The 25,983-nt window shown below is 62.0% G+C and carries 19 protein-coding genes; 9 read left to right on the forward strand and 10 right to left on the reverse strand.

What is annotated here, in order from left to right:
• Positions 1–17: 17 nt before the first annotated feature.
• A complete protein-coding gene (locus QF047_RS02580; RefSeq protein ID WP_307273590.1) occupies positions 18–998 on the forward strand; it encodes an aldo/keto reductase in 981 nt (326 codons plus the stop codon).
• Positions 999–1,074: 76 nt separating this feature from the next.
• Entirely contained in the window at positions 1,075–1,725 is a 651-nt protein-coding gene (locus tag QF047_RS02585; protein WP_307273593.1) for a uracil-DNA glycosylase, read from the forward strand.
• Here the strand turns inward: QF047_RS02585 and nboR are convergent.
• Both nboR and aceE read right to left on the reverse strand, forming a co-directional pair.
• Positions 1,722–2,351 (reverse strand): nicotine blue oxidoreductase, encoded by a 630-nt coding sequence (gene nboR / locus QF047_RS02590; RefSeq protein ID WP_307273595.1) that lies wholly within the window; start codon positions 2,349–2,351, stop codon positions 1,722–1,724. The genes QF047_RS02585 and nboR overlap by 4 nt on opposite strands.
• Before the next feature lie 83 nt (positions 2,352–2,434).
• The gene (gene aceE / locus QF047_RS02595) at positions 2,435–5,197 is read right to left on the reverse strand and encodes a pyruvate dehydrogenase (acetyl-transferring), homodimeric type (RefSeq protein WP_307273599.1); all 2,763 of its coding nucleotides are present in this window, start codon (positions 5,195–5,197) and stop codon (positions 2,435–2,437) included.
• Between the two features lie 314 nt (positions 5,198–5,511).
• Between aceE and QF047_RS02600 the strand changes: the two genes are divergently transcribed.
• Genes QF047_RS02600 through QF047_RS02610 form a run of 3 tightly spaced genes read left to right on the forward strand, consistent with a single transcriptional unit; the run spans position 5,512 to position 8,654 of the window.
• A complete protein-coding gene (locus QF047_RS02600; RefSeq protein WP_307273601.1) occupies positions 5,512–7,080 on the forward strand; it encodes an NCS1 family nucleobase:cation symporter-1 in 1,569 nt (522 codons plus the stop codon).
• A 24-nt stretch (positions 7,081–7,104) separates the two neighbouring features.
• Complete coding sequence (locus QF047_RS02605) at positions 7,105–7,848, forward strand: aspartate/glutamate racemase family protein (RefSeq protein WP_307273602.1); 744 nt, start codon at positions 7,105–7,107, stop codon at positions 7,846–7,848.
• Between the two features lie 44 nt (positions 7,849–7,892).
• Positions 7,893–8,654, forward strand: coding sequence for an SDR family oxidoreductase (locus QF047_RS02610; RefSeq protein WP_307273605.1), 762 nt, complete (start codon positions 7,893–7,895; stop codon positions 8,652–8,654).
• A 21-nt stretch (positions 8,655–8,675) separates the two neighbouring features.
• On the opposite strand, the gene QF047_RS02615 is transcribed toward QF047_RS02610, so the two are convergent.
• From QF047_RS02615 to QF047_RS02625, 3 genes are read right to left on the reverse strand one after another with little or no spacing between them, the layout of a single operon-like run.
• Positions 8,676–9,056: a sterol carrier family protein gene (locus QF047_RS02615; RefSeq protein ID WP_307273608.1), complete on the reverse strand. Its 381-nt coding sequence runs from the start codon at positions 9,054–9,056 to the stop codon at positions 8,676–8,678.
• A 40-nt stretch (positions 9,057–9,096) separates the two neighbouring features.
• A complete protein-coding gene (locus QF047_RS02620; RefSeq protein ID WP_306635684.1) occupies positions 9,097–10,113 on the reverse strand; it encodes an asparaginase in 1,017 nt (338 codons plus the stop codon).
• A 36-nt stretch (positions 10,114–10,149) separates the two neighbouring features.
• Positions 10,150–11,715 carry a molybdopterin-dependent oxidoreductase gene (locus QF047_RS02625; RefSeq protein ID WP_307273615.1) on the reverse strand — a complete coding sequence of 522 codons (1,566 nt, stop codon included), beginning with the start codon at positions 11,713–11,715 and terminating at the stop codon, positions 10,150–10,152.
• Between the two features lie 93 nt (positions 11,716–11,808).
• On the opposite strand from QF047_RS02625, the gene purD reads away from it, so the two are divergent.
• Positions 11,809–13,125 (forward strand): phosphoribosylamine--glycine ligase, encoded by a 1,317-nt coding sequence (gene purD / locus QF047_RS02630; RefSeq protein WP_307281720.1) that lies wholly within the window; start codon positions 11,809–11,811, stop codon positions 13,123–13,125.
• Position 13,126: 1 nt separating this feature from the next.
• Positions 13,127–14,065 (forward strand): phosphoribosylaminoimidazolesuccinocarboxamide synthase, encoded by a 939-nt coding sequence (locus QF047_RS02635; RefSeq protein ID WP_307273617.1) that lies wholly within the window; start codon positions 13,127–13,129, stop codon positions 14,063–14,065.
• A 52-nt stretch (positions 14,066–14,117) separates the two neighbouring features.
• Here QF047_RS02635 and QF047_RS02640 read toward each other — a convergent pair whose 3' ends face one another.
• Positions 14,118–15,380, reverse strand: a complete 1,263-nt coding sequence (locus QF047_RS02640) for a helix-turn-helix transcriptional regulator (RefSeq protein ID WP_306635677.1) — start codon at positions 15,378–15,380, stop codon at positions 14,118–14,120.
• A gap of 130 nt (positions 15,381–15,510) precedes the next feature.
• Here QF047_RS02640 and QF047_RS02645 point away from each other — a divergent pair, with 130 nt between their 5' ends.
• Together QF047_RS02645 and QF047_RS02650 are read left to right on the forward strand one after the other, a co-directional pair.
• Positions 15,511–15,729 (forward strand): hypothetical protein, encoded by a 219-nt coding sequence (locus tag QF047_RS02645; protein WP_307273622.1) that lies wholly within the window; start codon positions 15,511–15,513, stop codon positions 15,727–15,729.
• Positions 15,730–15,831: 102 nt separating this feature from the next.
• Positions 15,832–16,320 carry a hypothetical protein gene (locus QF047_RS02650; RefSeq protein WP_307273624.1) on the forward strand — a complete coding sequence of 163 codons (489 nt, stop codon included), beginning with the start codon at positions 15,832–15,834 and terminating at the stop codon, positions 16,318–16,320.
• 78 nt (positions 16,321–16,398) lie between these two features.
• On the opposite strand, the gene QF047_RS02655 is transcribed toward QF047_RS02650, so the two are convergent.
• The 4 genes from QF047_RS02655 to QF047_RS02670 are packed head-to-tail and all read right to left on the reverse strand — an operon-like array spanning position 16,399 to position 25,980.
• Complete coding sequence (locus QF047_RS02655; protein WP_307273626.1) at positions 16,399–20,859, reverse strand: hypothetical protein; 4,461 nt, start codon at positions 20,857–20,859, stop codon at positions 16,399–16,401.
• A gap of 55 nt (positions 20,860–20,914) precedes the next feature.
• On the reverse strand, positions 20,915–21,634 hold the full coding sequence (locus tag QF047_RS02660) for a M48 family metallopeptidase (RefSeq protein WP_307273628.1): 720 nt from the start codon (positions 21,632–21,634) through the stop codon (positions 20,915–20,917).
• Positions 21,621–24,719 carry a type I restriction endonuclease subunit R gene (locus QF047_RS02665; protein ID WP_307273631.1) on the reverse strand — a complete coding sequence of 1,033 codons (3,099 nt, stop codon included), beginning with the start codon at positions 24,717–24,719 and terminating at the stop codon, positions 21,621–21,623. Before QF047_RS02665 ends, QF047_RS02660 begins: the two co-directional genes overlap by 14 nt.
• Positions 24,720–24,756: 37 nt before the next feature.
• Positions 24,757–25,980, reverse strand: coding sequence for a restriction endonuclease subunit S (locus tag QF047_RS02670; protein ID WP_307273635.1), 1,224 nt, complete (start codon positions 25,978–25,980; stop codon positions 24,757–24,759).
• Positions 25,981–25,983: the final 3 nt, after the last annotated feature.

Genomic DNA, 25,983 nt, shown 5'->3' on the forward strand with positions numbered 1-25,983 from the left:
CCCCCTATAGTCAAGGGATGGAACAGCGGATTTTAGGCAAGACCGGACGGAACGTCTCCATTGTGGGGCTGGGAACCTGGCAGCTAGGCGCGGACTGGGGCAACGTGGACCCCGCCCAGGCGCAGGCAATCCTGGCTGCTTCCGTTGAAGCGGGAGTGAATTTCTTCGACACCGCCGACGTCTACGGTGACGGCAAGAGCGAGCAGGCCATCGGTCAGTTCCTCGCGGACAACCCCGGACTGGACATCACGGTGGCCACGAAGATGGGCCGCCGCGTGGACCAGAAGCCGGAGCACTACACGCTGGCCAACTTCCGCCAATGGGTGGACCGGTCCCGGAAAAACCTGGGCACCGACACCCTGGACCTGGTCCAGCTGCACTGCCCGCCCACCCCGGTGTACAGCAACGCGGAGGTCTATGACGCCCTGGACACCCTGGTGTCTGAGGGCGCCATCCGCAACTACGGCGTCAGCGTGGAGCGCACCGACGAGGCCCTGGAAGCGATCCGCCATGAGGGCACCGCCTCCGTCCAGATCATCCTGAACGCCTTCCGGCTCAAGCCCCTGGACGAGGTCCTACCCGATGCGAAGGCAGCCAACGTGGGCATCATCGCGCGGGTGCCGCTCGCGTCCGGCCTGCTCTCCGGCAAGTACACGAAGGAGACCTCTTTCGCGGAGAACGACCACCGGAACTACAACCGCAACGGCGACTCCTTCGACGTCGGCGAGACGTTCTCCGGCGTGGACTACGAGCTGGGCCTGAAGGCCGTGGCCGAGTTTGAGCAGATCGTTCCGGAAGGTGCCAGCACTGCCCAGGCAGCTATCGCCTGGATCGCGGCGCAGGACGGCGTCACTACCGTAATCCCCGGGGCGCGCAACGTGGAACAGACTGCGGCAAATGCTGCCGCGGCTTCCGTGGCAGTCAATGAAGAGTTCGACGGCGGCGTCCGCTGGATCTACGACCACTACTTCCGTGAGGTTATCCACCCGCGCTGGTAGCGTTCGCCGCCTGCCCCATGCCTCGCTGCGCTCGCCCGGGCGGCTCTCTTACACACGTCCGCATGGGAGCACGCCGGTGAATGCCTCTGTCAACGACTTTGTGGAGCGGCTCGCTGCCGTGCCCACGGTTCCGGGGCGCAACAACTTCTTTGACCACAGCAGCCCCGGCAATGCAGGGCGCCGGCGGAACCTGGAGCTGTACCTCGAGGAGATGCTGAACCGGCCGCCCTCGGTACTGCTCCTGGGCGAGGCTCCGGGTTTCCGGGGCATGAGGATCACCGGAGTTCCGTTCACCAACCGCACCATGTTCCAAGGGCCGCCCAACAGCTTCGGCTTGTTCGGCCCGGGCAAGGGCTACTCGCTGCCGCCGGAGGCAGCGGAGGTCGCGGCCGAGCCGACTGCAACCGTGATGTGGGAGGTCCTGGCCGAATTACAGTTCCTGCCCCTGCTGTGGAGCGCCTGCCCGTGGCATACCCACGTGCCCGGAAAGCCCCAGACCAACCGGACGCCAACGGTTGCCGACGCCAGGGCCGGGACGCCGTTCTGGCAGTCGCTCGCGGAGCTGTTCGGCATCGAAACCGTGGTGGCGGTGGGCAACGTGGCACACCGCAGCCTGCTGTCCAGCGGAATGGACGTGCCAAAAGTCCGGCACCCTTCCCACGGCGGGAGGTCCGGTTTCAAGCGGGGCCTGGAGGAACTGTTCAGCACCGGCGTGATCCGCCGCTAGCCCAGGAGGTACAGCTGCTCCGGCGTGTCAACGTCCAGTCCGGTGGAAAGGTCGCTGCAGTCCACCTCGTCCACCAGCTCCGGATGGGCCTGCAGGAAGCCGCGCGCCCCGGAGTCGCCCGTAACTGTACCGGCCACAGCGTCCCGCAGGCCGGCGTCGATGACCAGCGGATGACCGCGCCGGAACCCGCCGCCTGCACCCTCTGTTGCGGCAGCCCCGCCGTCGTAGGCAGCCGCGGTGACCCGGCCCGCACGGTGGGCCGCAAGCAGCCGCCCCACTGCCCGGGGAGTCAGGCCGGGCTGGTCCACGAGTGCCACCATCAGATGGTCCCTGGGATCCGCGCTGGCGTTGCCGAGCAGCAGGGAACTGCCCATCCCTGACTGCCATTCGTGGTTCACCACCGTCCGGTAGCGGTCCAGTTCGGCGATGGCCGCCACGTCCGGAGCGCCGGCGCCGAGCACCACCACCACCTCCCGGCAGCCGCCGTCGAGCAGCGCCCCTGCGACGGATTCCACCAGCGGCCGGCCACGGTACGGGAGCAGTGCCTTGGGACCTTTGCCCAGCCTGGTGCCGGCGCCGGCTGCAAGCACAATCCCCGTGGTCCGGACCTCCTCCATGTTCCCCATAGCCTCACACTATCCACGCGGGATGCCAGTTGGCAGCAGTGTCACACGCTGGGACTGCCGCCAACTGTCATCTGGATGGCTGGTCAGGCGTCGCCGCCGGCCCCGCCGGTGGTCCCGGCGTTCACGTCCAGGAGTTTGTAGCGGTCCATGGCGTACGACGGCGCGCCCTCCTCCACGTCACCCCTCGCCGCGAGCATCTGCAGCGTTTTCACGATGATCGAGTGGATATCGTTTTTGAAGAAGCGGCGGGCTGCGGCGCGGGTGTCGGAGAAGCCGAAGCCGTCGGCACCGAGGGTGGCGAATTCGTTGGGGACGAATTGGCGGATCTGGTCCGGGACGGCCTTCATGTAGTCCGAGACGGCGACGACGGGGCCGGTGGCGCCTTCGAGCTGCTTGGTGACGAACGGGACGCGGGCCGGCTGGCCGGGGATGAGGAAGGCTTCCTCTTCGGCGGCCATGCCGTCGCGGCGCAGTTCGTTCCAGGAGGTCACGGACCAGACGTCGGCGGAGACGTTCCAGTCGTCGGCCAGGATTCGTTGGGCTTCGAGGGCCCACGGCACGGAGACGCCGGACGCCAGGATCTGGGCCTTCGGGCCTTCCAGGTCCGACGCCGAGACCCGGTAGATGCCTTTCAGTACACCTTCCACGTCAAGGTTCTCCGGTTCGGCGGGCTGGGTGATCGGCTCGTTGTACACCGTGAGGTAATACATGAGGTTCCGGTCTGCGGGACCTGCCGGGCCGCCGTCGGAATGCTCCCCGTACATGCGTTCAATGCCGTCGCGAATGATGTGGCCCATTTCGTAGCCGAAGGCGGGGTCGTAGGTGACCACTGCCGGGTTGGTGGAGGCCAGGAGCGGGGAGTGGCCGTCGGCGTGCTGGAGGCCTTCGCCGGTGAGGGTGGTCCGTCCTGCGGTGGCGCCGATGATGAAGCCGCGGGTCATTTGGTCTGCTGCTGCCCAGAAGGCGTCGCCGGTGCGCTGGAAGCCGAACATGGAGTAGAACACGTAGACGGGGACCAGGGGCACGCCGTGGGTGGCGTACGCGGTGCCGGCGGCGGTGAAGGCTGCCACGGCGCCGGCTTCGTTGATGCCGGGGTGGATGAGCTGGCCCTGCGCGGATTCCTTGTAGGCCAGGACGAGGTCCCGGTCCACGGACAGGTAGTTCTGTCCGCCCGGGTTGTAGATCTTCGCCGTAGGGAAGAACGCATCCATACCGAAGGTCCGGGATTCATCCGGAACAATGGGCACAATCCGGTGCCCGAACTTCTTGTCCCGCATCAGGTCCTTCAGGAGCCTGACGAAGGCCATGGTGGTGGCGGCCTGCTGCTTGCCCGTGCCGCGTTTGGCGATGTCAAACGTCTTGGCCTCGGGCAGCTCAACGGTTTCGTGGTTAGGCCGGCGTTCCGGCACGGGACCGCCCAGTGCACGGCGCCGCTCGTGGAGATAGGCAATCTCTGGTGCGTCATGGCCGGGATGGAAGTAGGGCGGGCCGTAAGGGTCTTCCTCCAGCCGGGCATCGGAAATCGGGATGCGAAGATAATCCCGGAATTCCTTGAGGTCGTCGAGGGTGAGTTTTTTCATTTGGTGGGTCGCGTTGCGGCCCTCGAAGTGGGGTCCCAGTCCGTAGCCCTTGACGGTTTTGGCGAGGATGACGGTGGGTTTGCCCTTGAACTCGGTGGCGGCCTTGTACGCGGCGTAGACCTTGCGGTAGTCGTGGCCGCCGCGTTTGAGGTTCCAGATCTGGTCATCGGTGAGGTCCGCGACGAGGTCTTTGGTGGCGGGATCCTTGCCGAAGAAGTGTTCGCGGACGAACCCGCCGGATTCGGCCTTGTAGGTCTGGTAGTCCCCGTCGGGGGTTTCGTTCATGATTTTCACCAGCGACCCGTCGGTGTCGCGGGTGAGCAGGTCATCCCATTCCCGGCCCCAGACGACCTTGATGACGTTCCAGCCGGCGCCGCGGAAGAACGCTTCGAGTTCCTGCATGATCTTGCCGTTGCCGCGCACCGGCCCGTCCAGGCGCTGGAGGTTGCAGTTGATCACGAAGTTCAGGTTGTCCAGGTTCTCGTTCGCGGCGAGCTGGAGCAGGCCGCGGGATTCGGGCTCGTCCATTTCCCCGTCGCCCAGGAACGCCCAGACCTGCTGGTCGGAGGTGTCTTTCAGGCCCCGGTTGTGCAGGTACCGGTTGGACTGGGCCTGGTAGATCGCGTTCATCGGCCCGATGCCCATGGACACGGTGGGGAATTCCCAGAAGTGCGGCATCAGCCGCGGGTGCGGGTAGGAGGACAGGGCGTGGCCTTCGCGGGATTTTTCCTGCCGGAACCCGTCCAGGTCCTCCTCACTGAGGCGGCCTTCCATGAACGCCCGGGCGTACATGCCGGGGGAGGCGTGGCCCTGGAAGAAGACCTGGTCCCCGCCGCCGGGGTGGTCCTTGCCGCGGAAGAAGTGGTTGAAGCCCACCTCGTACAGGGTCGCAGCCCCGGCGTAGGTGGAGATGTGCCCGCCCACGCCGATGTTGGGCCGCTGGGACCGGTGCACCATCACCGCGGCGTTCCACCGCATGTACGCCCGGTACCGGCGCTCGTATTCCTCGTTGCCCGGGAACTCTGCTTCCTGGTCCACCGGGATGGTGTTCACGTAATCGGTGGTGGTCACCATCGGCACGCCCACGCTCTGCGCACCCGCGCGCTGCAGCAGGCTCCGCATGATGTATTGGGCACGCTCAGTACCCTGTTCCCTGATCAACGAATCCAGGGACTCAACCCACTCGGCGGTCTCTTCCGGATCACGATCAGGCAGCTGGTTAGTCAACCCGCTGAGGATATGGGAGGTATCTTCTCCTGCAGCCACGGCAGCCTCTTTTCGTCGTTGAATACTGGCTCTACGTTTTCGTATTGTGAGAAAACATTATTGCCTTATGAGAATAGCTGCGGCTAATGTTCCCGGTCAAAGCAGGTTCTTCCGCCGCCTGACTGCACCGGTGGACTGGGGCGAACCAGCGAATTATGACCGGCTATGCAGGCGACACTCCTTGACCGAAGGTGATCCACATCATAAGCTGTTTTCACGATTCAATATCTTCATTTCGCAATGTGGAATAACAGAACCGGCCCTAGGGGCCGTGAGCTCACCACGGCGGAATACCTAGAACTGGAGATCCCCCTATGCAGACCCCTCCACCGGCGGGCGTTGACGCGGCTCCTGACCTGACAGCGCCGTCAGATTCTTCCGCACACCCGGCAACAGGCATTGACGCTCTTTGCGCATCAGCAAGTGCGGCGTCAGGCCAGGCCATCAGCCCCACCCTCTACAACGCAGACCTCGCCCCCACCAAACGGGCCGGCCGCAGCTGGTCCGGCTACAGCATCTTCACCCTCTGGGCCAACGACGTCCACAGCCTCGGCAACTATGCCTTCGCCATCGGGCTCTTCGCCCTGGGCCTCGGTGGCTGGCAGATCCTCCTCGCCCTGGGCATCGGCGCAGCGCTCCTCTTCGGGCTCCTGACCCTTTCCGGGTTTATGGGAGTCAAAACCGGCGTCCCCTTCCCCGTGATGAGCCGGATCAGTTTCGGAATCCGCGGAGCACAAATCGCCAGCCTCCTGCGCGGCGCCGTGGCCGTGGCCTGGTTCGGCATCCAGACCTACCTCGCCTCCGTGGTCTTCCGCGTAATGCTCGTGGCGATGTTCCCCGCGCTGGTGGAGCTGGACAAAAACTCCATCCTCGGCCTGTCCACCCTCGGATGGATCGCTTTCGTCATCCTCTGGATCGTCCAGCTGGTCATTGTCAGCTTCGGCATGGAGATGATCCGCAAGTATGAGGCGTTTGCCGGGCCGGTCATCCTGGCCACCATGGCGGCCATCGCAATCTGGATCTTCATCGAAGCCGGCGGCGCCATCGCCTGGTCCTCGGACAACGCCCTGGAAGGGCCCCAGATGTGGCTCACCATCTTCGCCGGCGGCGCCCTCTGGGTCTCGATCTACGGAACGTTCGTCCTGAATTTCTGCGACTTCACCCGCTCCGCGGTCTCCAAAAAGGCCATCGTGCGGGGAAACTTCTGGGGCATCCCCATCAACATGCTCGTGTTCGGCGCCATTGTGGTGGTCCTGGCGGGCGGGCAGTTCAAGATTAACGGCACCATCATCGAGAGCCCTTCGGACATTGTCCGGACCATCCCCAACACGCTGTTCCTGGTGCTGGCCTGCCTGGCGCTGCTCATCCTGACCATCGCGGTCAACCTCATGGCCAACTTCGTGGCCCCTGTCTATGCGCTGACCAACCTGTTCCCCAAGCACCTGAACTTCCGCAAGGCAGCGATCGTCAGCGCCGTTATCGGCCTGGTCATCCTGCCCTGGAACCTCTACAACAACCCCTTGGTGATCGTGTACTTCCTGGGCGGCCTCGGTGCCCTCCTCGGCCCGCTGTTCGGGGTGGTCATGGCCGACTACTGGCTCATCCGCCGCGGCAAGGTCAACGTTCCGGAGCTTTACACCGCCTCCCCGGAAGGTGCCTACCACTACAAAAACGGCGTCAACCCCAAGGCGATTACCGCACTGGTGCCGGCCGCCGCCGTCGCCCTCCTCATTGCGTTCGTCCCCGCGCTGGCGCCGGCGGCACCGTTCGCCTGGTTCTTCGCCGCCGGCATCGCAGCAGTGATGTACTTCTTCATCGCGGACCGCTCGCAGCGGCTGGAAGACCGCGATGGCGAGACCATCGCCGTCGCCAGCACCCACTAACTCCAGCACCCACAAAGGATTCCCATGCGCATACTCGTCGCCAACGTCAACACCACCGGGTCCATGACGGACTCCATCGCCGCCCAGGCCCGCAGCATCGCGTCCCCGGGAACGGAAATCGTCGGCATCACGCCGCGCTTCGGGGCGGACTCCTGCGAGGGGAACTTCGAAAGCTACCTTGCGGCCATCGCCGTGATGGATGCGGTGACCCGCTATCCCGAGCCGTTCGACGCCGTCGTCCAGGCCGGGTACGGCGAGCAGGGTCGCGAGGGGCTCCAGGAGCTGCTCGACGTCCCGGTAGTGGATATCACCGAGGCGGCGGCCAGCACCGCGATGTTCCTGGGCCACAAGTATTCGGTGGTCACTACCCTGGACCGGACCGTCCCGCTGATCGAGGACCGGCTCAAACTTGCCGGCCTTGATGCCCGCTGCGCATCAGTCCGGGCCAGCGGCATGGCCGTCCTGGAACTCGAGGAGGAACCGGACCGCGCCGTGGAAGCCATCATCAGCCAGGCCATGCTGGCCGTCAGCCAGGACAAAGCCGAGGTGATTGTGCTCGGCTGCGGCGGGATGGCCGGCCTGGATGAGCAGATCAGGCGGCGTGCCGGCGTGCCGGTTGTGGATGGTGTTGCCTCCGCCGTAACCATCGCCGAATCCCTGGTCCGCATGCGCCTTTCCACATCCAAGGTCCGGACCTACGCTGCGCCGCGGCCCAAGACCGTCGTAGGCTGGCCGCTGAACAGCGCGGGCGTGCCGGCCTCCCTCTAACGCACGGCCTTGCGCGGCGGCAACAGGCACAACAGGAGAACAGTTTGAACCATCCCCAGGCCCCGGGCCGCATCGCAGTGGTCACCGGAGCGGGTTCCGGCATCGGCCGGGCGGTGGCCCGCCTTCTCCTGACCGACGGCTATGCCGTTGCCCTCGCCGGGCGGCGCGAACAGCAGCTGGTGGAGACCGCGGACGGCTATCCGCACGCTCTTCCGGTCACCTGCGACATCACCCGGCCCGACGACGTCGAGCGCCTTTTCGAGGCAACCCGCCAAAGGTGGGGGCGGCTGGACCTGCTGTTCAACAACGCCGGCGTGTTCGGCCCGGCGGCCAGCGTGGACGAGATCTCCCTGGCCGACTGGGATGCCACCCTGGCAGTGAACCTGACCGGATCCATGCTCTGTGCCGCGGCCGCCGTCCGGGCCATGAAGGCGCAGGATCCGCAGGGCGGCCGGATCATCAACAACGGTTCCATCTCAGCGCACTCGCCCCGGCCCAGGACAGTGGCCTACGCCGTCACCAAGCACGCCATGACCGGGCTGACCAAAAGCATCGAGCTCGACGGCCGGGACTTCGGCATCACCTGCGGGCAGATCGACATCGGCAACACCGCCACCGACATCATGGACACCATCGGCGTTGGGGCGGGCGCGCTCCAGGCCGACGGCAGCCGCCGGGTTGAGCCCACCTTTCCGGTGGAGGATGCAGCCCGCGCAGTGCTGATGATGGCCAACATGCCGCCGTCGGCAAGTGTGGGGTCCGTGGTGATCACCGCCGCCGGCATGCCGTTCATCGGCCGCGGCTGACCCGGCGCATAAACTCCCGGACTACAGCGGCAGGAGGGCCGAGAGGTCAGCACGCAGGCCCGAGGCGGCCACCTTGCCGGCCGCGACTGCCTCCGCCCAGCTCAACTCGCCGGTAGCCATCGCAAGCCAGGTGGCGGCGTCGCACTCGATCACGTTGGGCGGTGTTCCGCGCGTGTGGCGGGGCCCTTCCACGCACTGCGTGACGCCGAAGGGCGGCACGCGCACCTCCACCGAATTCCCCGGCGCCCGGGCCGTGACTTCCTCCAGGGTGTACCGCACAGCGGTGGCCAGGACGGCCCGAGGAACTGGAGGACCGTCCGACGGCGGATTGGCAGCTTTCCGCCATGCCGCAACCGCCGCGGCGCCTTCTTGAACGTCAATACGACGGCGGGCTACAGGCATGGTTAGGTCTTCCGTTGGTGATGGATCGGATGGCGGGGATTCAGTCCAGGAGCGCCGAGACAGCCGGGCCGAGCCGGATCTTTCCCACGGGCTGGCCACCGCCCAGCACCGGCTCAACTACCTTCTCGAGCACACTGGCAACACCGGGAATTTCCACGGCGCCGGCAGCGGCGAGCAGGGTCAGCGCCACCAGCGAGGTGGCCCGGAGGTTCCCGTCCAGGATCTTGACGGCCACGGAAACACCCTGCTGCGTGGCCATGGCCAGGACGCCTTCCGCCCCTATTTTGGCGATGATTTCCAGCTCATCCATCACCACGGTGTTCGCCTCGCCGCGGCCCTGCACCGCCCACGGGTAGTCCAGCATCGATGTTGCGATGGTGGCGGCCCGGGCGCTGAAGCTCTGGTCACCGGGCGCCTTGGCCAGCTGCGAGAAGCCCCGCGCCAGGCCCTTCAGGGAGACGGCTGCCACCGGCGCACCGCACCCGTCGATTCCCAGGTGCGCGATCTTCTCGCCCGTGTACTCTTCAATGACGCTGCGGACCCGTTGCTGCAGCGGATGGTTGGGCTCCAGGTAGCTGTGCGTATCCCAGCCGTTCTCGGTGCACGCCCACAGGAAGGCGGCGTGCTTTCCTGAACAGTTGAAGGCCAGCTTGGATTTGCCGCGTTCGGAACGCACCAGCCAGTTCCGGGCTGTTTCATCCTGCGGCCAGGCTTCCGGGCACTGCAGCTGGTCCTCGCGCACCCCGGCCGCCTTCAGCATGCCGGACACCACGTCCATATGGTCCAGGGAGCCCACGTGGCTGGCGCACGCCAGCGCCACCTGGGCGCCGCGGAGGGGCACGCCCGACTGCATCGACGCCAGCGCCTGGAAAGGCTTCAGGGCGGACCTTGCATAGATGGGCGTGTTGATGTCGCCAAGTTCGGTGACCACGGACCCGTCGGCGGCGAGCAGCACGGCGGAGCCGATGTGCCGGGATTCCACAAACCCACTGCGTTCGATCACGGCCAGTTCGACGGCGGAGTCCACGGTAAAGGTGGCATGCGGGTTATGCGGCATTCTGCCAGTCTAGGGGCCAGCATCACGGATGCCCGGCTACTCCACGGTGACCATCACCGACTGCCAGCCGGACGCACCGTCGGGAACCGGATCTGCGCGCTGCTCAGTCTGCACCTCGCCCGTGCCGTCAGTGGCGCGGACTTTCAGGTAGTGCGGGCCCGGCGCGGCGTCCCACTCATAGGACCATTGGCGCCAGGTGACCAGCGACGCCTCAGCGGAGAGATCCACCTCCGCCCAGTCGCCGTTGTCGATCTGGAGCTCCACCTTGCTGATGCCACGGGTCTGGGCCCAGGCGGTGCCGCCGACGGCCACCTTCCCGGCGGGCACCTTTGCGAAGGACCGGGGAACGTCTACCCGCGCCATGGTCTTGATGGGCCCCCGCTCGGACCAACCGCGTTCCGTCCAGTAGGCCTTGTTGTCTGCAAACCTCGTTACCTCGAGGTCCACCACCCACTTGGTGGCGGAGACGAAGCCGTACAGGCCCGGAACCACCATCCGCACCGGGTAGCCGTGCTCCAGGGGCAGCGGCTCGCCGTTCATCCCGATCGCCAGCATGGCGTCGCGGTCATCCTGGAGGACCTCCAGCGGTGTGGAAGCGCTGAAACCGTCGATGGAGGTGGACAGCACCATGTCCGCCCCGTCCCTGGGCCTGGCCCGCGCCAGTACCTCACGGATGGGCAAGCCCAGCCATTTGGCGTTGCCGGCGAGGTTGCCGCCCACTGGATTGGAGACACAGGTGAGCGTGACGTGCGATTCGATCAGGTCGGCGTCGAGCAGGTCCTGGAAGGTGAGCCGCACTTCTTCCTCCACCAGCCCGTGCACCCGGAGCTCCCACTCGCCGGCGTTGATTTCCGGGACGCTGAGGGCGGTATCGATGCGGTAGAACTCACCATTGGGGGTCAGCCATGGCGGGACGCCCGCTACCGGGGACTGGACCCCGTCCGGAACAGCAGCCGCTGCCATGGCCGGTGCGGGCAGTTGCATGGCGTCCCGCGCCCGGGCGATGTTGCTGCGTGCCGCGCCCAGGAGCCGGCCACCCGTCGCGGCGATGCCGGCAGCGGCCGCAGTGATCCCGGCGGCGGCGAAGAAGCGGCGGCGGGTAGAACCGCCAGGCACGGCAGAGTCTGCCGGTGCGTCGGGCCAGGCCTTCAAGCCCCGCAAGCGGTTCACCAGGAGCCGCAGCACCATCAAGCCGGCGATGGTACCCACAACAGAGGGGATGGCGTCCGCCGGCCCTACGCCCGCCCTGGTCACCACGCTCGTCACGATGACGGCGCCCATCAACAGGACACCCAGCACGCCCAATGCCCACCGCCGGTACGCCACCACGCCCAGCACGCACGCCAGCACCGCGATGGTCAGTCCCATGCCCACAAATAGTGCAGCCTTGTCATTGGTGCCGAACGTGGCAATCGCGAAGTCCTTCATCCACGACGGCGTGAAGTCGATGAACGTGGATCCGAGGGCGAACACAGGGGTGGCGCGGGCCGTGAAAAACGCTCCCGCCAGCTCGGCCACGGCAAGCACGACGGCGGCCGCCACCACACCTGCCAGTGCGGCCATGGCAGGGGGACCCTTGAGCAAGTTCCGAAGCTTTTCCATGTCATTCATTCGGAGCGGAGCGCCCCCTGGATTGTTCTTCGGGGCTGACACAGCTTAGGAGCGGGCAGGGTGCACAAAGTACCCTTGGAGACTGTGAAGGTACTCGTCATCGGCCCCGGAGGCCGCGAACACGCCATTGTCCGCTCCCTGCTCGCCGACCCCAACGTCTCCGAGGTCCACGCAGCACCCGGCAATGCCGGGATCAGCAAGCTGGTCCCCACCCACCCGGTCAATGCCAATGATCCCGAGGCCGTAGCCGCCCTGGCCGCCAGGCTCGCCGTGGACCTGGTGGTGGTGGGTCCGGAGGCGCCGCTCGCGGCAGGTGTTTCCGACGCCGTCCGCGACGCCGGGATTCCGGTGTTCGGTCCCAGCAAGGCTGCCGCCCAGCTCGAGGCTTCCAAGGCATTCGCCAAGGAGATCATGGCCGAAGCCGGTGTCCCCACGGCCATGGCCCTGGTGGCCACCAACGCCGACGAGGCCGCATCAGCCCTGGACACCTTCGGTGCGCCGTATGTGGTCAAGGACGACGGGCTGGCGGCCGGCAAGGGCGTCGTGGTCACCAAGAACCGAGATGAAGCCCTGGCCCACGCACAGTCCTGCTTTGATGCCGGCGGCTCCGTGGTGATCGAGGAGTTCCTCGACGGCCCCGAGGTTTCCCTCTTTGTCCTCTGCGACGGGCAGAACACCGTTCCGCTGTCACCGGCCCAGGACTTCAAGCGGATCTTCGACAACGACGAAGGACCCAACACCGGCGGCATGGGCGCCTACACCCCCCTCGAGTGGGCCCCCGAAGGCCTGGTCCAGGAAGTCATCGGCCGTGTGGCCCAGCCCACCGTCAACGAGATGGCCCGCCGCGGCACCCCCTTTGTGGGCGTGCTGTTCGTGGGGCTGGCCCTCACCTCGCGCGGCACCCGGGTGATCGAATTCAACGTCCGCTTCGGCGACCCCGAAACCCAGGCCGTGCTGGCCCGGCTCCAGACCCCCCTCGGTGCCCTGCTGCTGGCAGCTGCCAAGGGCGAACTGGACCAGGCGGAAGAGCTGCGCTGGTCGAAGGAAACGGCTGTCGCCGTCGTCGTCGCTTCTGAAAACTACCCCGACACTCCCCGCACCGGTGACCGCATCCGCGGGCTGAAGAAGGTGGAGGAACTCGAAGGCGTGCACGTGATCCACGCCGGGACCTCCGTGGACGAGGACGGCAAGGTGATCTCCGCGGGCGGGCGCGTCCTGGCCGTGGTTGCGCTGGGCAGCGACCTGGTGGAGGCGCGCGAAAAGGCGTACGACGGCGTGGAACTGGTTCAGCTTGAAGGCTCGCAGTTCCGTACGGACATCGGCCGCAAGGCCGCCCGCGGCGAGATCAGGGTATCGTCCGGCGCTACCGGATCCCTGCCGATCACGAAGGCGAAGGCATAGCATGAGCGAAACTCCCGCAGCACGAGGCCTCAACACCGCCACCCTGGACCTGCCGGGCTGGAAGCACGTCTACTCCGGCAAGGTGCGCGACCTTTACGAGCCCGCCGACGATTCCATCGTCGAACGCGTGGGCCAGGAGTGCGTGCTGGTGGTGGCAAGCGACCGCATCAGCGCCTTCGATCACGTCCTGGCCAGCGAGATTCCAGACAAGGGGCGCATCCTCACCCAGCTGAGCCTGTGGTGGTTCGACCAGCTGGACGTGGAGCACCACGTGCTGGGCTCCACCGTGGCGGACGGGGTGCCTGCGGCCGTGGAAGGCCGGGCCATGATCTGCAAGAAGCTGGACATGTTTCCGGTGGAGTGCATCGCCCGCGGGTACCTCACCGGCTCCGGCCTGCAGGAATACCGGGTGTCCGGAACAGTGTGCAGCATCCCGCTCCCGGAGGGCCTGCTGGACGGGTCGCGGCTGGAGCACGCCATCTTCACACCGTCGGCCAAGGCCGCAGTGGGCGAGCATGATGAGAACATCACCTATGACGCCGTGGTGGCCATGGTGGGTGACGACATTGCCGGCCGGCTGAGCGAACTGACTTTGCAGATCTACACCACCGCCGAGGCAATCGCCCGGGAGCGCGGGATCATCCTCGCCGATACCAAGGTGGAGTTCGGCTACGACGCCGTCTCGGGTTCCATCACCCTTGGTGATGAGGTTCTGACGCCGGACTCTTCACGGTTCTGGGACGCCGGCACCTACCAGCCGGGACAGGCACAGCCGTCCTATGACAAGCAGTACGTCCGCGACTGGCTTACATCGGCCGAATCGGGCTGGGACAGGGCTTCCGACACGCCTCCGCCGGTACTGCCTGCTGACGTTGTGGACCGGACCCGCAGCCGCTACGTTGAGGCGTACGAGAAACTGACCGGGAAAAGCTTCGCCTGATTGATGCCCCGCTTGTACGGAGCCCCAGCGGCTCCGGCAAGTGGCGTGCAGCTTAGCTGGCCGTGGAGGCCGCGGCCCGTTGCTGGGCCAGGCGGATTTCCAGCACCGCGTCCAGGGCTTGCTGGACCCGGTCCGCTGCTCCTGCCGCACTGAAGGCCTTCTGGGCTTCCTCCAGGTGGACCAGTGCTTCGTCGGCTTCGCCGGCGGCCTTCAGGGACTTGCCCAGGAGAAGTGAAACCTCGCCCGCCGTGTGCTTGGCCAGGGCCTTGCGTTCGGCGTGGATTTCCCGCAGCTTCTCGACGGCGGCAACAATGTCCCCGGTCAGGTACAGCCAGCGCGCGCGGATGAAGGCGACCTCCAGCTCATCGCTCTTCGTCCCGCCCACGATGGAGAAGGCGAGCTCAGCCCGTTCGATCGAGGACAGGGTCTCGGGCTCGACAATTCCCGAGGACAGCCTGACGGCGGCGGACGCCTTGTTGAAGCGCGCCCAGAGCTCGATGTCGTTGGCAGGGGAGAGGAGCTTGGCTGCCCGCTCGTGGTGCCTGACGCCTTCGGTGTAGTCATGCCGCATGAAGGCGACGTTGCCGATAACCCAGGCCACCTCCCCGGCCAGCTGCGACATGGCGTGTTCGTCCACCTGTTCGTAGAGGGCCATGCAGTACTTCCAGGCTTCGTCGAGCCGCCCGCTTTCAGCCAGTGCGCCGATGAGAATCCGGTGGGCACCAATGAGCACTGTTGAATTGCGCGGCAACCTGGCTGAAAGTTCTACAGCCTCAAGCCCGTGCTGGACTGCCACAGCCAGTTGCCCCTGTCCATGGCAGACGGCCGCCAGCATTTGCCGCGCGCGCACGCCCAGGCCCACTGATTCCGTCGCCATCGGGTGCTCAAGGAGCCGCTCGACGATTTTCTGGCATTCGCGCAGTTCGCCTTGTTTCATCAGGCACTCGGCCTGCATGTAGGTCATGTTCCACCAGGCGCTGGTGTTTTTGCCCTCCAGGGCAATTTGCGCTGCAGTGGCAGCGTGGCTGGCGGCCAAGGGGTAGTCGCGCAGGTCCCAGGCCTGGCGGGCGTAAAGGCCGGCTAGGACGTACTCTGCGTCGCTGACGGTAATTGGCTGGCTCCACGCTTCCAGGGCCTTTGGCGCCAGTTCAAGGCGCCGCGCCAGTTCCTCGATGACCTCGGCCGTGGGTTCCCTGCGGCCTGTCTCAAGCAATGAAATGTAGCTGGGTGAATACAGGTCTTTGCCCAGTTCGGCCTGTGTTAAGCCCCGTTCGAGCCGCTCCGCCCGGAGCTTCTCCCCGAATCCGTTGCCCACGGGATTTCCTCCTTTTCCGGACAGTCAGTTGACGAATGCTTGACAGTCTCTGTGGAAAACATTTTACAATGGGTGTCAACAAGGACAGTGCTGGCTTTGTAACGAATCCGACTCGTATTGAGGAACTCATATGTTTAAGAAAATTGCTGCCGCCGCCGTACTGGCGGGGGCGCTGGCATTTTCCGCAGCGGCTCCGGCCGTACTGTCTGCAGGTTCGCTGGCTGATAACTCTCAGACTTCCGTAGCCATTGGGAACTGGCCTGATCCGGCTTCCCAGAAGGTCAAGAAGAACACGAGCACCGACGCCACGGTCACCACCTACATCGGTAACTGGCCTGACCCTGCCTAAATAGCTTCCTCATCACAGGAGGCGAGGGAGGCCCCGGAGCTACTGCTCCGGGGCCTTTCCCTTTACCGGAAAGTTATCTTTCGCAATGACAGGCTAACTCCTATGACGGCCGGACAGCGCAAAAGAGGGCCTCCGGTGGGAGGCCCCCTTTTGTTTTTGGTCGAGGTCCTAGGATGTTACTCGAACCGGGCCAGATGGACCATCGACAAGTTCGATGCCATTCACCACGCCTTGGATCAGATCGATGCAGGGAAGCTCCACCGTCCTGCCGCTAAGAAACCTCGTCCCACTCAGCGCTATCGCCTGACGGATCGCTTCACGGCTGACGAACTCCGTCAGCTTGTCGCTCGCTACCAAGCCGGTGAAATGAGCACGACGCTGGCTCGGGAGCAGGGTATCGCCAAATCGACATTCCTCCGACTGCTCGCCGAGTATGGCGTCGACACTAGACCTCGCGGCCTGACCCCGGCCAAAGAGAAAGAGATTCTCCGGCTCCGTAAGCAGGGGATGGTTATCCGCGAAATCGCTAAGCGCGTTGGCTGTAGCTATGACACTGCCCGACTGTTTCTCCTGGCCAGTAGAGCCGACTAGCGCTCCGATCGGTCGTTAAAGATCCCTGCGCAGCATATGTGACGCGCATGCAAGCACAGGTTTGTTTGTCTACGGTTTCTACAGCCGCTCAGCTTCTGCAATTGCGGTATCTACGCCGTATACGCCGAGCTCAAGGAGGGTGTCAAGCACGTCGAGCAGTGCCGCGCGATGGCCTCTGCTACGAGATTGGGCCAAGCCACGGACTACAAGCTCGCTGATGTAATGCGCGTCGCCAGCGGCACCGGTCCTGATGTCTTTGGCATCACTGCCAAAGACGGAAATGAACCGTTGCGACGCTTTCAAAACGAGTTCATCAATCTTGTCTGGCGCGTGCTGCAGTGTGATCAGTAGCTGCGGCGTGGCATGGTTGTAGGCCGGCGATTCAATGAGTGCGGTCAGCAGGCCAGCGAAGGGGCGTAGTGGACGGTCGCGTAGATGAGGAGCAACATTCGCGGCCGCCTTTAGGACTTCTTCATCGTCATCATTCATTAGGTCGATGAGAGTAGAACTTGCAAGCTCAGCGTTCAATGTGCGGTCAACTCGATTGGCGCACATCTCCGCGGCCCCCTTGCGCGTCTTGGCGTCACCCGCCAACACTTGCCTCATCAAGTCCGGACGGCTCCATTCAAGGGCAGCGAATGCGGCGAGGGCCCCACCCGCCTCCCGCGCTTCTGCGTCGCGAGACTCGAGCATCCGTTGAATGACTGGGGCGATGATCTCTGGATCGACATTGCCAATGTAGAGCATTAACCGCTGCACCATCACCGCCGCCAAGATTCGATCGTCGGCATCGATCAACTTCTCGAACGCCGCGACGGCATCCGGACGAGCGTGTCGAAGTGATGCGGCCACCGTATGTGCTACACAAGAGCGGACGAAGAGCACTGGGTCGCTAGCGAGGGTGTCGAGATGCGGTCGGACGATCTCGGTTCGCTCGCCATCAGCGTCATAGACCAGCAGATCGCCAAGCGTCTCGGCAAGACTGCCCCTCGCCGTGTTGATGGCGTTGTTGTGCATATCGGCAGCACTTCTGCCGTCGTCTCCCTCGCGAGTGAAAATTGGCGAGTCGTCTTCGGGGTCTGAGGACTGAAGTGCGCGATCGCGGAGAAGTTCGACTAGATCAATCGGCACGTCCCGGTAGTAGTGTCGCAGCGCGTTACCAAGCCAACGGTCGACGTCATTATGCCCCAGGGACGCGATGTGTCGAACAGCGTCATAAATCAGAGGTGCCGTCTCGTCCGCGTGGTTGGCATCCGCGAAGCCCATGAGGATGCCATCGGCATAGGCTGCATTGTGTTCTGGTGTCAGCCTGAGTGCCAGACGTGCGAAGCGGTTTGGGTTGGCAGCAGTTTGCTGCCGTAGAACATGCGACAATTCGCGGGCTCCACCAGTGAAGGTACCCCAATTCGTTTCGTCAGATTTGTACTTGACCATGGCTTTGAGCCACTGCTCATCGGTCATCTTGCTGGCCGCTTCCGACCCGATTGGCGACCCGATAGTGCCGCTAATAATGCCCTGTGGCTTTGAAGGTTCGTCTTCCTGGAACCTTCGGCGATACTCGCCCAGCCGACGCACACCGGCTGGGCTTAGTCGCCGCTCCTCAAGGGCCGAAAGGAAGGTGAACGCACACCGTCCGGAGCTGAGTCGACTCTCGTGTTCATTACGCAGGTCGCGGAACTGGTCTTCAAGCTGCCGATGAAATTCATCGCTAAGGTGCGGAGCAATGGCTTTGACCAATTCACGCGCGGCCCAGTCCGAGTCTGACATGTAGCCACAATCAAGACGAGCGCCGCCTTCAAAGATCAGGGTCGCTGCCCAGTCAGCGAAGTTGGCAGCACCGGCAGTAAGCGCGCGGTATAGCAAGAACTGTGCCGCATCGTGAGGATCGGCGGCAAGTTCCTCAAGTAGCGCTTGAACTTCCCGAGGTGGGGTCCGAGCAAGCGCTTCGAGTGCACGGATTGAGCCGTTGAAGAGCGCATCGTCAAGCTCTCTGTCATTTGGATCGTCGACATCAAACCGCGCGGAGAAGTGTCGGTCACGAATGGGGGCACCGCGCCGCGGCTCATAGGCCGTGGCGGCCATGACCCTAAGTAGATACGGTACGACCGCCTGGGCGAAAGCTAGAGGCTCGGCTGCGGCGGATTCACGCACCAGCTCTGCTGCGCCGTACTCGCGAAGATTGAGGAGAGCCACCTTCCCGCTGTTCTCAAGCATTGAACCTTCTGCGTGGTTAACAACACGTGCTTGGAGCAACTCAATCGCCCAAAGTGGCTTGTGCTTCGCGAGGTCATGGACCGATAGCCATAACTCATGATCAGCGGCATCGAAGCCACCTTCGACGACCGCCGCGAGTACTAGGTCGAATAGCGCACGACTCTCGTGGGCATCAGAGAACCGGGTGATCCAGCGCAGCCAGTTGAGATACTCTGGCGCAGTTCGACGTGCACGTAGAAGCTCAGCGACTTCGCCCGGTGCTTCCTTGATAGTGCTTGCCATCAGATTTACTGCGCGTTGCTGAAGAGCTGGCTTTCCGCTATCAAGCCAGGCGGCGATCGTGTGGTCTTCGTAAAACCTTTTGAACCACGGAGCTCGGCGTGTATGCAACCAAAGTTGCTCCGCGAGCTGCGGCGCCGTTGTGGCAATCTCGAAGACCGCTTCGGCGTCCTCGCTGGTTGGAGCGCTCAGGTTCGAAAGGACTGCCAGCGCTGTCGCCTTGATGTGAAAGCGTATCTGTTCACTCGTCAACACGGCCGATGCTTCAACTCGGAAACGTTCGGGTTCGCGTTCATATAGGTGATGAAGGATCTGACGAACCTGAGCTCTGCGGAACAGCTCTTGCTCGTCCCGAAGCAGAAAGTCGACCAATGATTCTGATCGCGACACCCATTGTCGAGCAAAGGCGTAGTCGAAGAACGTCTCGTGGAAGAATGCGATACGGTCTCCTTCACGTGCCAGGACGTGCTCCGAAACGAGTACGTTCGCATCCTCGATCAGTTCACCGTCATCAAGGATCTCGACTGGAACGGAAAGCGTCTGGCGGTCACTCGCCGCGTTCGCGACCCGGCTTAGGACCTCGTTGAATCGCACATCAGCTCGCCTTGCGCGAGAAGTTTGTCGTTTACGTTCCCAGTAAGCCTCAAACAGCGAGCCCTTGGATTGAAACGCCAACGCTCCATCTTGCCCAGCGATAGTTTTGAGTAGAACGAGGTGCATTGGAGTTCGAAGGATCGATCGCTGCGAAGCAGTCAAGCCTGTGGGATCGAGACCCATGTCAGTGACGGCAGTGTTGACTACTTCATCAGAGAGAGGGCCAACCAACACCTTTGCCGTATCTGGTCGGTCAGTTAACGATCGGATCCGATAGTCGTTGTCGATGTCGAACTCCCGGCAGGCGAGGACGACGTTGACGTTCGACACCGACAATGCCTCTTTGATGAGGTCTGCAATGACATCAAAACTCTCGGGCATTCGTCCCGACGCGAGGCTGACCGCATCAAGCTGGTCGATGACAAGAGTCGCGTCCCGGTTCTCGGCGGCCCTCGCTAACGCAACAGCCGGGGAGGTTTCTAATCCAATTTGTCGGCCTAAGTCCGTCGTCGACGCGAACGAGTCTAGGCGGTCAAGCCGAATCGCGAGTACTTCTGCGCCTGTCGCTTCAAGTAAAGCGATGGACTGCTCCAAAACGGAACTCTTGCCACCACCCGCCGTACCGGTGACAAAGCCCATCCGATAATCGCGAAGCACGTCTATTAGCTGACCGGCCTCTGCACGCGTGATGGTGGGCTGCAATAGTTCGCGACGGATCGACTCGCGCCAACTGTTGGTGAGGGCATGTACCTGCTCGCGTGCGCTCTGGTGGGAGGTAGCCTCAATGGGATGGATGCCTTGCCGGGCGAGCATCTCCCGAAGATCAGTGCCGGAAAGACGGCGGCCTAGGTTTTCGAGAAGGATGTCTCCGATCGCGAGCGCAATCAAATGTCCCGTAGCTCCACCCAAGTGACTTCCGGCGAACATCGCGTTCATTCGGACGATATCGTGTTCGTCCTGCACCGAGAACCACATGCCCCGCAAGGTGTCCCATGTCCTTTGTGGACTGCCAAGAATGCTCGCGGCGGACAACTGATCAAAGATATCGCGGAGCTTTTCTGTCAGCCAGGACTGGGTGAATGACGTCAGGTCAGACGACCTACGGGCTCGCTCCGTCAGTTCCTGTAGTGGACGGTAAGGGACCAGCGATACGAAGTGAAACTCGCGACCTGCCGCCACATGATTGGCCGCCGCATCGAAGACGTGGAGGTCAGCAAGGGACTTCACAGTCCAGCTATTACTGCTTCCGTTCTGGCGCTTGAGCTGATGAACCTCGGTGGATGTACCGCTTTCAAAGGTGAACTCCGAACCCTTGCCGACTTCGATATCCACGTCTTCTAGCGTCAGTGAATGGCGGTCATCGGCGATGCAGTAGAGCGCATGCCGAATTGCCCATGCAGCCTCGTACTTGTTGCCCAGCTTGTCGGCTTCACCTCCCGGCCTCGGACTCACAGCGACTCCAACCTGCCGGTGGTCCGTGTTTCCGCGTACTCCATGCGCTCAGGCATCACCAGGCCTCCTCAGCCAAGGGCGCACCGTTGAGCAAATCGCGTCGGCTGCGCCAATCGGGGAGGTGCTTGTCCATCAGGCTGGTGAAGCGCTCGCCGTGGTTGCGCTCGAAGTAATGAGCCATCTCGTGGACCACGATGTACTCCAGACAGTCGGGGTGCTTCTTGGCTAGCTCAACGTTAACCCACAGATGACGCGTCTCGCGGTTGCATGAACCCCATTTGGTCTTCATGCGGCGGATCGTCCATTTGGGCACTGACACTTCGAAGTTCTGTTCCCAGGTATCGACGATGGTAGGAATGGCTTCGCGTAGTTGCTGTCGGTGCCATAGGTCGAGTGCAGCGCGGCGCTGTTCGGCCGTTGAATGGCTCGTCGTGTACAGCACAAGTCGTTCACCATCGATTTCGAAATGGGTGCGGCCCGGTCGTTCGACCACCTTCAGCCGATACCGCCGCCCCCAGATGTAGTGGGACTCACCGGTGACCATCTCACGTTCAGATTGACGAACAGCATTGCGAAGCTGCTCCCGCTGCTTCTTGATCCAAGGCAGTCGCTGTACCACTGCGAGTCTGACAGCGTCGTCATCCAGTCGCGTTGGCGCTGCCACGCGGACGCGGCCTAGGGGAGGGTAGACGGCGATATGCAGATTCTTGATGTTCTTATAGATGATATCGACATCGATGCCTGAAACCTTGAGATAGGCGCTAGCGGTACTCATTTCGGGCCTTTACCAACTCAAAAAGTTCATCGAAGCGATCGAAGTCAGCCGGTAGGACGCGGCGGATGGCCCGGGCGACTTCCTTTTCTTTGAAGGTGTTGCCGACCCATCCATGCGGTTTGCTGGTCGTGATAGCTGTATCAACTTGGATTGGTGTCGCAGGATCTGCCCAACCGAAGTCGACTATGGCTCGCTGTGCACCGTTTACTGCCCAAGTGGGGTAGATGGTGTCGGATTCCTTTGAACCGACCTTTTTTGCGTGTGCAATCAATTGCTCGAGGTACTGCTTGTAATCGAGAGCACCTTGTCGGCGTTGCTCGATGATCGCGTCAAGCAAGCTAGACATGTTCTCGTAGTACTTCGGGTTCATCGCATTTTCATCGATGATGACTTTGCGGATGTTATTGGCGATGGTTTCGGCGACGGCCTCAGGGTCCTTCTTGATACCGCTGGGCAGCTTGTCGAGGGCGGCCGATCCCTGCTCAACAATGAGCTGCACAAGCCCGACATCCTGGAAGTCGGCGACCACTTCGGAGGCATCGGCACGGATGTAAGTATCGAGTAGGAACCGCATGCCGGCTTCGTATTGCTTGAAGTCGACGTTCTCGCCAGCACCTAGCTTGACCTCGTCTCGAACGGCAACGTAATGGGCTACTTCCTTGGCGATTGACGATGTTTCATTTTCGTCGTAGCCAGCTTCAGTCATATCATTAGCAATGGCACCGTAGGTGCGCACGAGAGCCGCAACAGACTTGTAGAGCTCGACGCGCTTGGCTTCATTGCTCTTGATCTGCTGCGCATTGCCCTGTTCTTTGGCGCAGAAGTAGTGCTGGTACTGCAGCGTTCCCTTAGGCGGTTCGACAGCCTCACAGAGCGCCCGAATACGCTCGAGCGCTTCATCGAGCTCTTCGCGGGCCTGCTGTACTCGATCCTTGAGCAGGCCTTCGATGTCGGTTTTTTCGTAGCCGTCAAGGGCCCCGGATGTGTAATCGGTAATGGCGTCCTCTAGGGAGTTAAACAGGTCCTGGTAGTCGACGATGTAGCCGTAGTCCTTGTCATCTCCATCCAGCCGGTTGACGCGGCAAATGGCTTGGAAGAGACCGTGGTCCCGCATCTTCTTGTCGATGTATAGGTATGTGGCAGACGGTGCATCAAAGCCAGTCAGGAGCTTATCTACGACGATGAGGAGACGCATCTGACCGGGTTCCTTGATGAACCGGTCTTTGACTTCCTTCTCGAACTGCTCAATTTTCGTTACGGCTTGGTCGGCAGGTTCATCGAAATGGTCCGCCAACATCTGCCGATAGATGTCGTATTGGCGCAGCTTTTCAGTCGCGCCGTGCCCTGAGTCTTCCTTGGAAATGTCGCTCGCTTGAGGGACGTAGCTTGTCACGATGGCGCACTTGCCCTTGAACCCCGCCTGGCAGAACATTTCGTAGAACTTGCAAGCTTGATAAATGCTAGAGCCAACGAGCATGGCGTTGCCCTGGTTGTCCATTAGGCGTGGTTTCGTTTCCATGTCGAGCAAAATGTCGTTGACGATCTGCTTAGAGCGTGGCTCGGAGCTGACGACCTTCTGCATGGTGCCCCACCGCTTTTTCAGCTCGGCTTTAGAAAGGTCAGTCATGCCTTTGGTTTTAGCATCAAACCACTGGTCGATTTTGGCGGGCGAAATCAGATCCTGGTCGATGTTGCGGGCTTCGTAACGCAGGTCGAGTACGACCCCGTCTTCGACCGCTTCATTGAACTTGTATGTGTGGATGAAGCTGCCGAATGTTTCGATACTGGTGGCTTTGTCGGCCTTGAGCAATGGGGTACCCGTGAAACCGATGAACATGGCTCCAGGTAGCAACTCCTTCATGGCTCTGTGCATCTTGCCGGACTGCGTGCGGTGGGCCTCGTCAACGAAGACAAAGATGTTGCCCTTGGCACTAAATCCGGCAGGAATCTTGGAGTTCAGTTCGGCAATGAAGTCTCGGCTGGCCTCGGTCTGAGCCGACTCGTCGTCGCCGCCCCGGAACTTGTGTACTAACGAGCACATTAGCCACGGATCATTGCTGTTCAGGGAAGCGATAAGGTCGGCGCCACTCTTCGTGCGGTAGATGTCTTCGTTGACGCCATTGAAGACTCGCTTGATTTGGTCATCCAGCTCGGTGCGGTCGGTGATAATGAGGACGCGCGCCTGATTCTCTCCATGAGTCTGATGCTCGCGAATCCACTTCGCCAACCAGACCATAGTGAGTGACTTCCCGGAGCCCTGGGTGTGCCAGATAATGCCGCCTTCGCGCCTGGCGATGCGATCCTGGGCCGCCTTAACGCCGAAGAACTGGTTGTGACGGCAGGTCTTTTTGACTCCACCATCGAACACCATGAAGTCGTGGATAATTTCCAGGAAACGGCTCTTTGAACACATCTGCATGAGAGCACGATCGAGGGGTTCCTCGACGTCAGACGGCTCTTTCCATTCCAGCCAGTACTTCTCGGCAGTGTCGATGACACCGTAGCGCAGGCCTTCGACGTCGTTACCAGCCATGACCAGTTGCACGGTAGAGAAGAACGGACGGATGAAGTCTTTCTTCTGGTTGCCAATGTTCTGTCGGATGCCTTCAGAGACAGCAACTTTCGAACGCTTCAATTCGATGACGCCAAGCGCTAGGCCGTTGACGTATAGAACGACATCTGGCCGCTTGTTATGCTCGCCCTTGATCGAGACTTCTTCGGCAATAACAAAGTGGTTCGCCTCTGGGTTGTGCCAATCGACAAGCCAGACAGTCTCCGTCTGTTCGCCGACCCCAGGCTTGACCTTCACGCCGTAGCGGAGCAGGTTGTAGACCTCGTGGTTAGCTTCGTACAGATTGCGGCCACCACCGAGAGATGCAGTCTTCTTGAACTGTTCAACGGCTTTGTTGATCAGATTAGTGTCGTAGCCGCGGGCCTGGAGGTTTTGCTTCAGTAAGCTGGCCTCGATGTGAGAGTTGTTATCTCGGTACTCCCAGTTACCTATGTATTCGTAATCAAGCTCATGCTGAAACAGATCGACAACGCGGTTCTGTGTTTTACGTTCAATCTGTCCAACGTCGCTCATTATTCATCTCCCCCAAAATTAATGTCCCTAGTCAATGTCATGCCGAAACTTCCGTTGATTGCAAGCGGACGCTGCCGGTAAGTAGCTGTTGCATCATCCCTTGCTTCATCGCACGAGCTTTCCTGACCCTCTGACCCAGTAGTTCAATTTCCTGCTGTACGTCTCCAAGTACGTTGCAAATAGCTCGTTGTTCATCCGCTGCCGGTGCTTGGAAGGCGAAGCTCCTCATGTCGGTTGCGTAAATATGGAACACGGTAGACCCTCGAACTAGCTGAAGAATCTGATTGGCATCTTGTCGAATGGCGTGGGCCAGGAAAGGACCGTAAAGTTGGCGTGGGTCGGGTCGAATAATCAATATGTCTCCCCCCAGGATGACGCCCGCGTCGTGGATGGCACTGGCCTTGGCCAGGCCCCTAGGTGTGACGTCAGAGGTCGGCATCAACACATCCAAGGCTGACGAGCGCACGCCCAAGCTGGCATTGTTTGTTCGGCTTATGACTGCCTTGATCTCAGCGCCATAGCGCGTAAATAGCTCGCCATAGTGCACGCACGAGTACTTACCAGTAGCTTCCATGTCAGACTTGGGAAGGCCCATGCCCTTGCCAAACTGAGCGACATCACCAAGGTGTACCGTCCGCCACGGTTGGGTAAAGCCAGCGAGTCGCGTCTTGCCGATGAGAAGCTTTTGCATCATCCCTTGCTTGATAGCCCGCTTCTTGGCAATCAGCAAGTCAAGGGCATTAATCATGCCGTCTGCAGCGTCTAAGGCGTCAGCAATGCGCCCTTGCTCCTCAATTGGAGGTAGCTCGATTGTCAGATCATTGATTTTCTGCAGCGTTAAACGCGTAATGGCATTTCCGGCCATAGCATCTTGGATCTGCTTTCGACCAGGACGCGAAAGAAAGTAATGGAGAATGTAGCGTTCCAGCGCTACGGCGCGATTGGCGCGGATGAAGGCCACGCTTGATAGCAAGCTTATTTCGTCATGAAAAGTACTGAGTGCTGCATTGCCAGTATTGGCGCCATCTTTAGTTAAGAGGAGATCACCGAACTTGACATCGCATCGCTCGTATATTTTTCGATGCTCTGATTCGGAGATCATGTCGACGGAGTCAAGCTTTAGGTGTCCGGGTCCGATATTTTTCGACGTGATGTATCGATACTCCGAGCCTCCGAGTTGGGGGGAGAAGTGAGTTCCATCTTGGATCTTCGTTGAAATTTCGCGAAGACGACGGGTTGGCCACGTGGCAGCGGTAGTCATGGC

Source organism: Arthrobacter sp. W4I7, assembly GCF_030816215.1.
GTDB classification, from domain to species: domain Bacteria; phylum Actinomycetota; class Actinomycetes; order Actinomycetales; family Micrococcaceae; genus Arthrobacter; species Arthrobacter siccitolerans_A.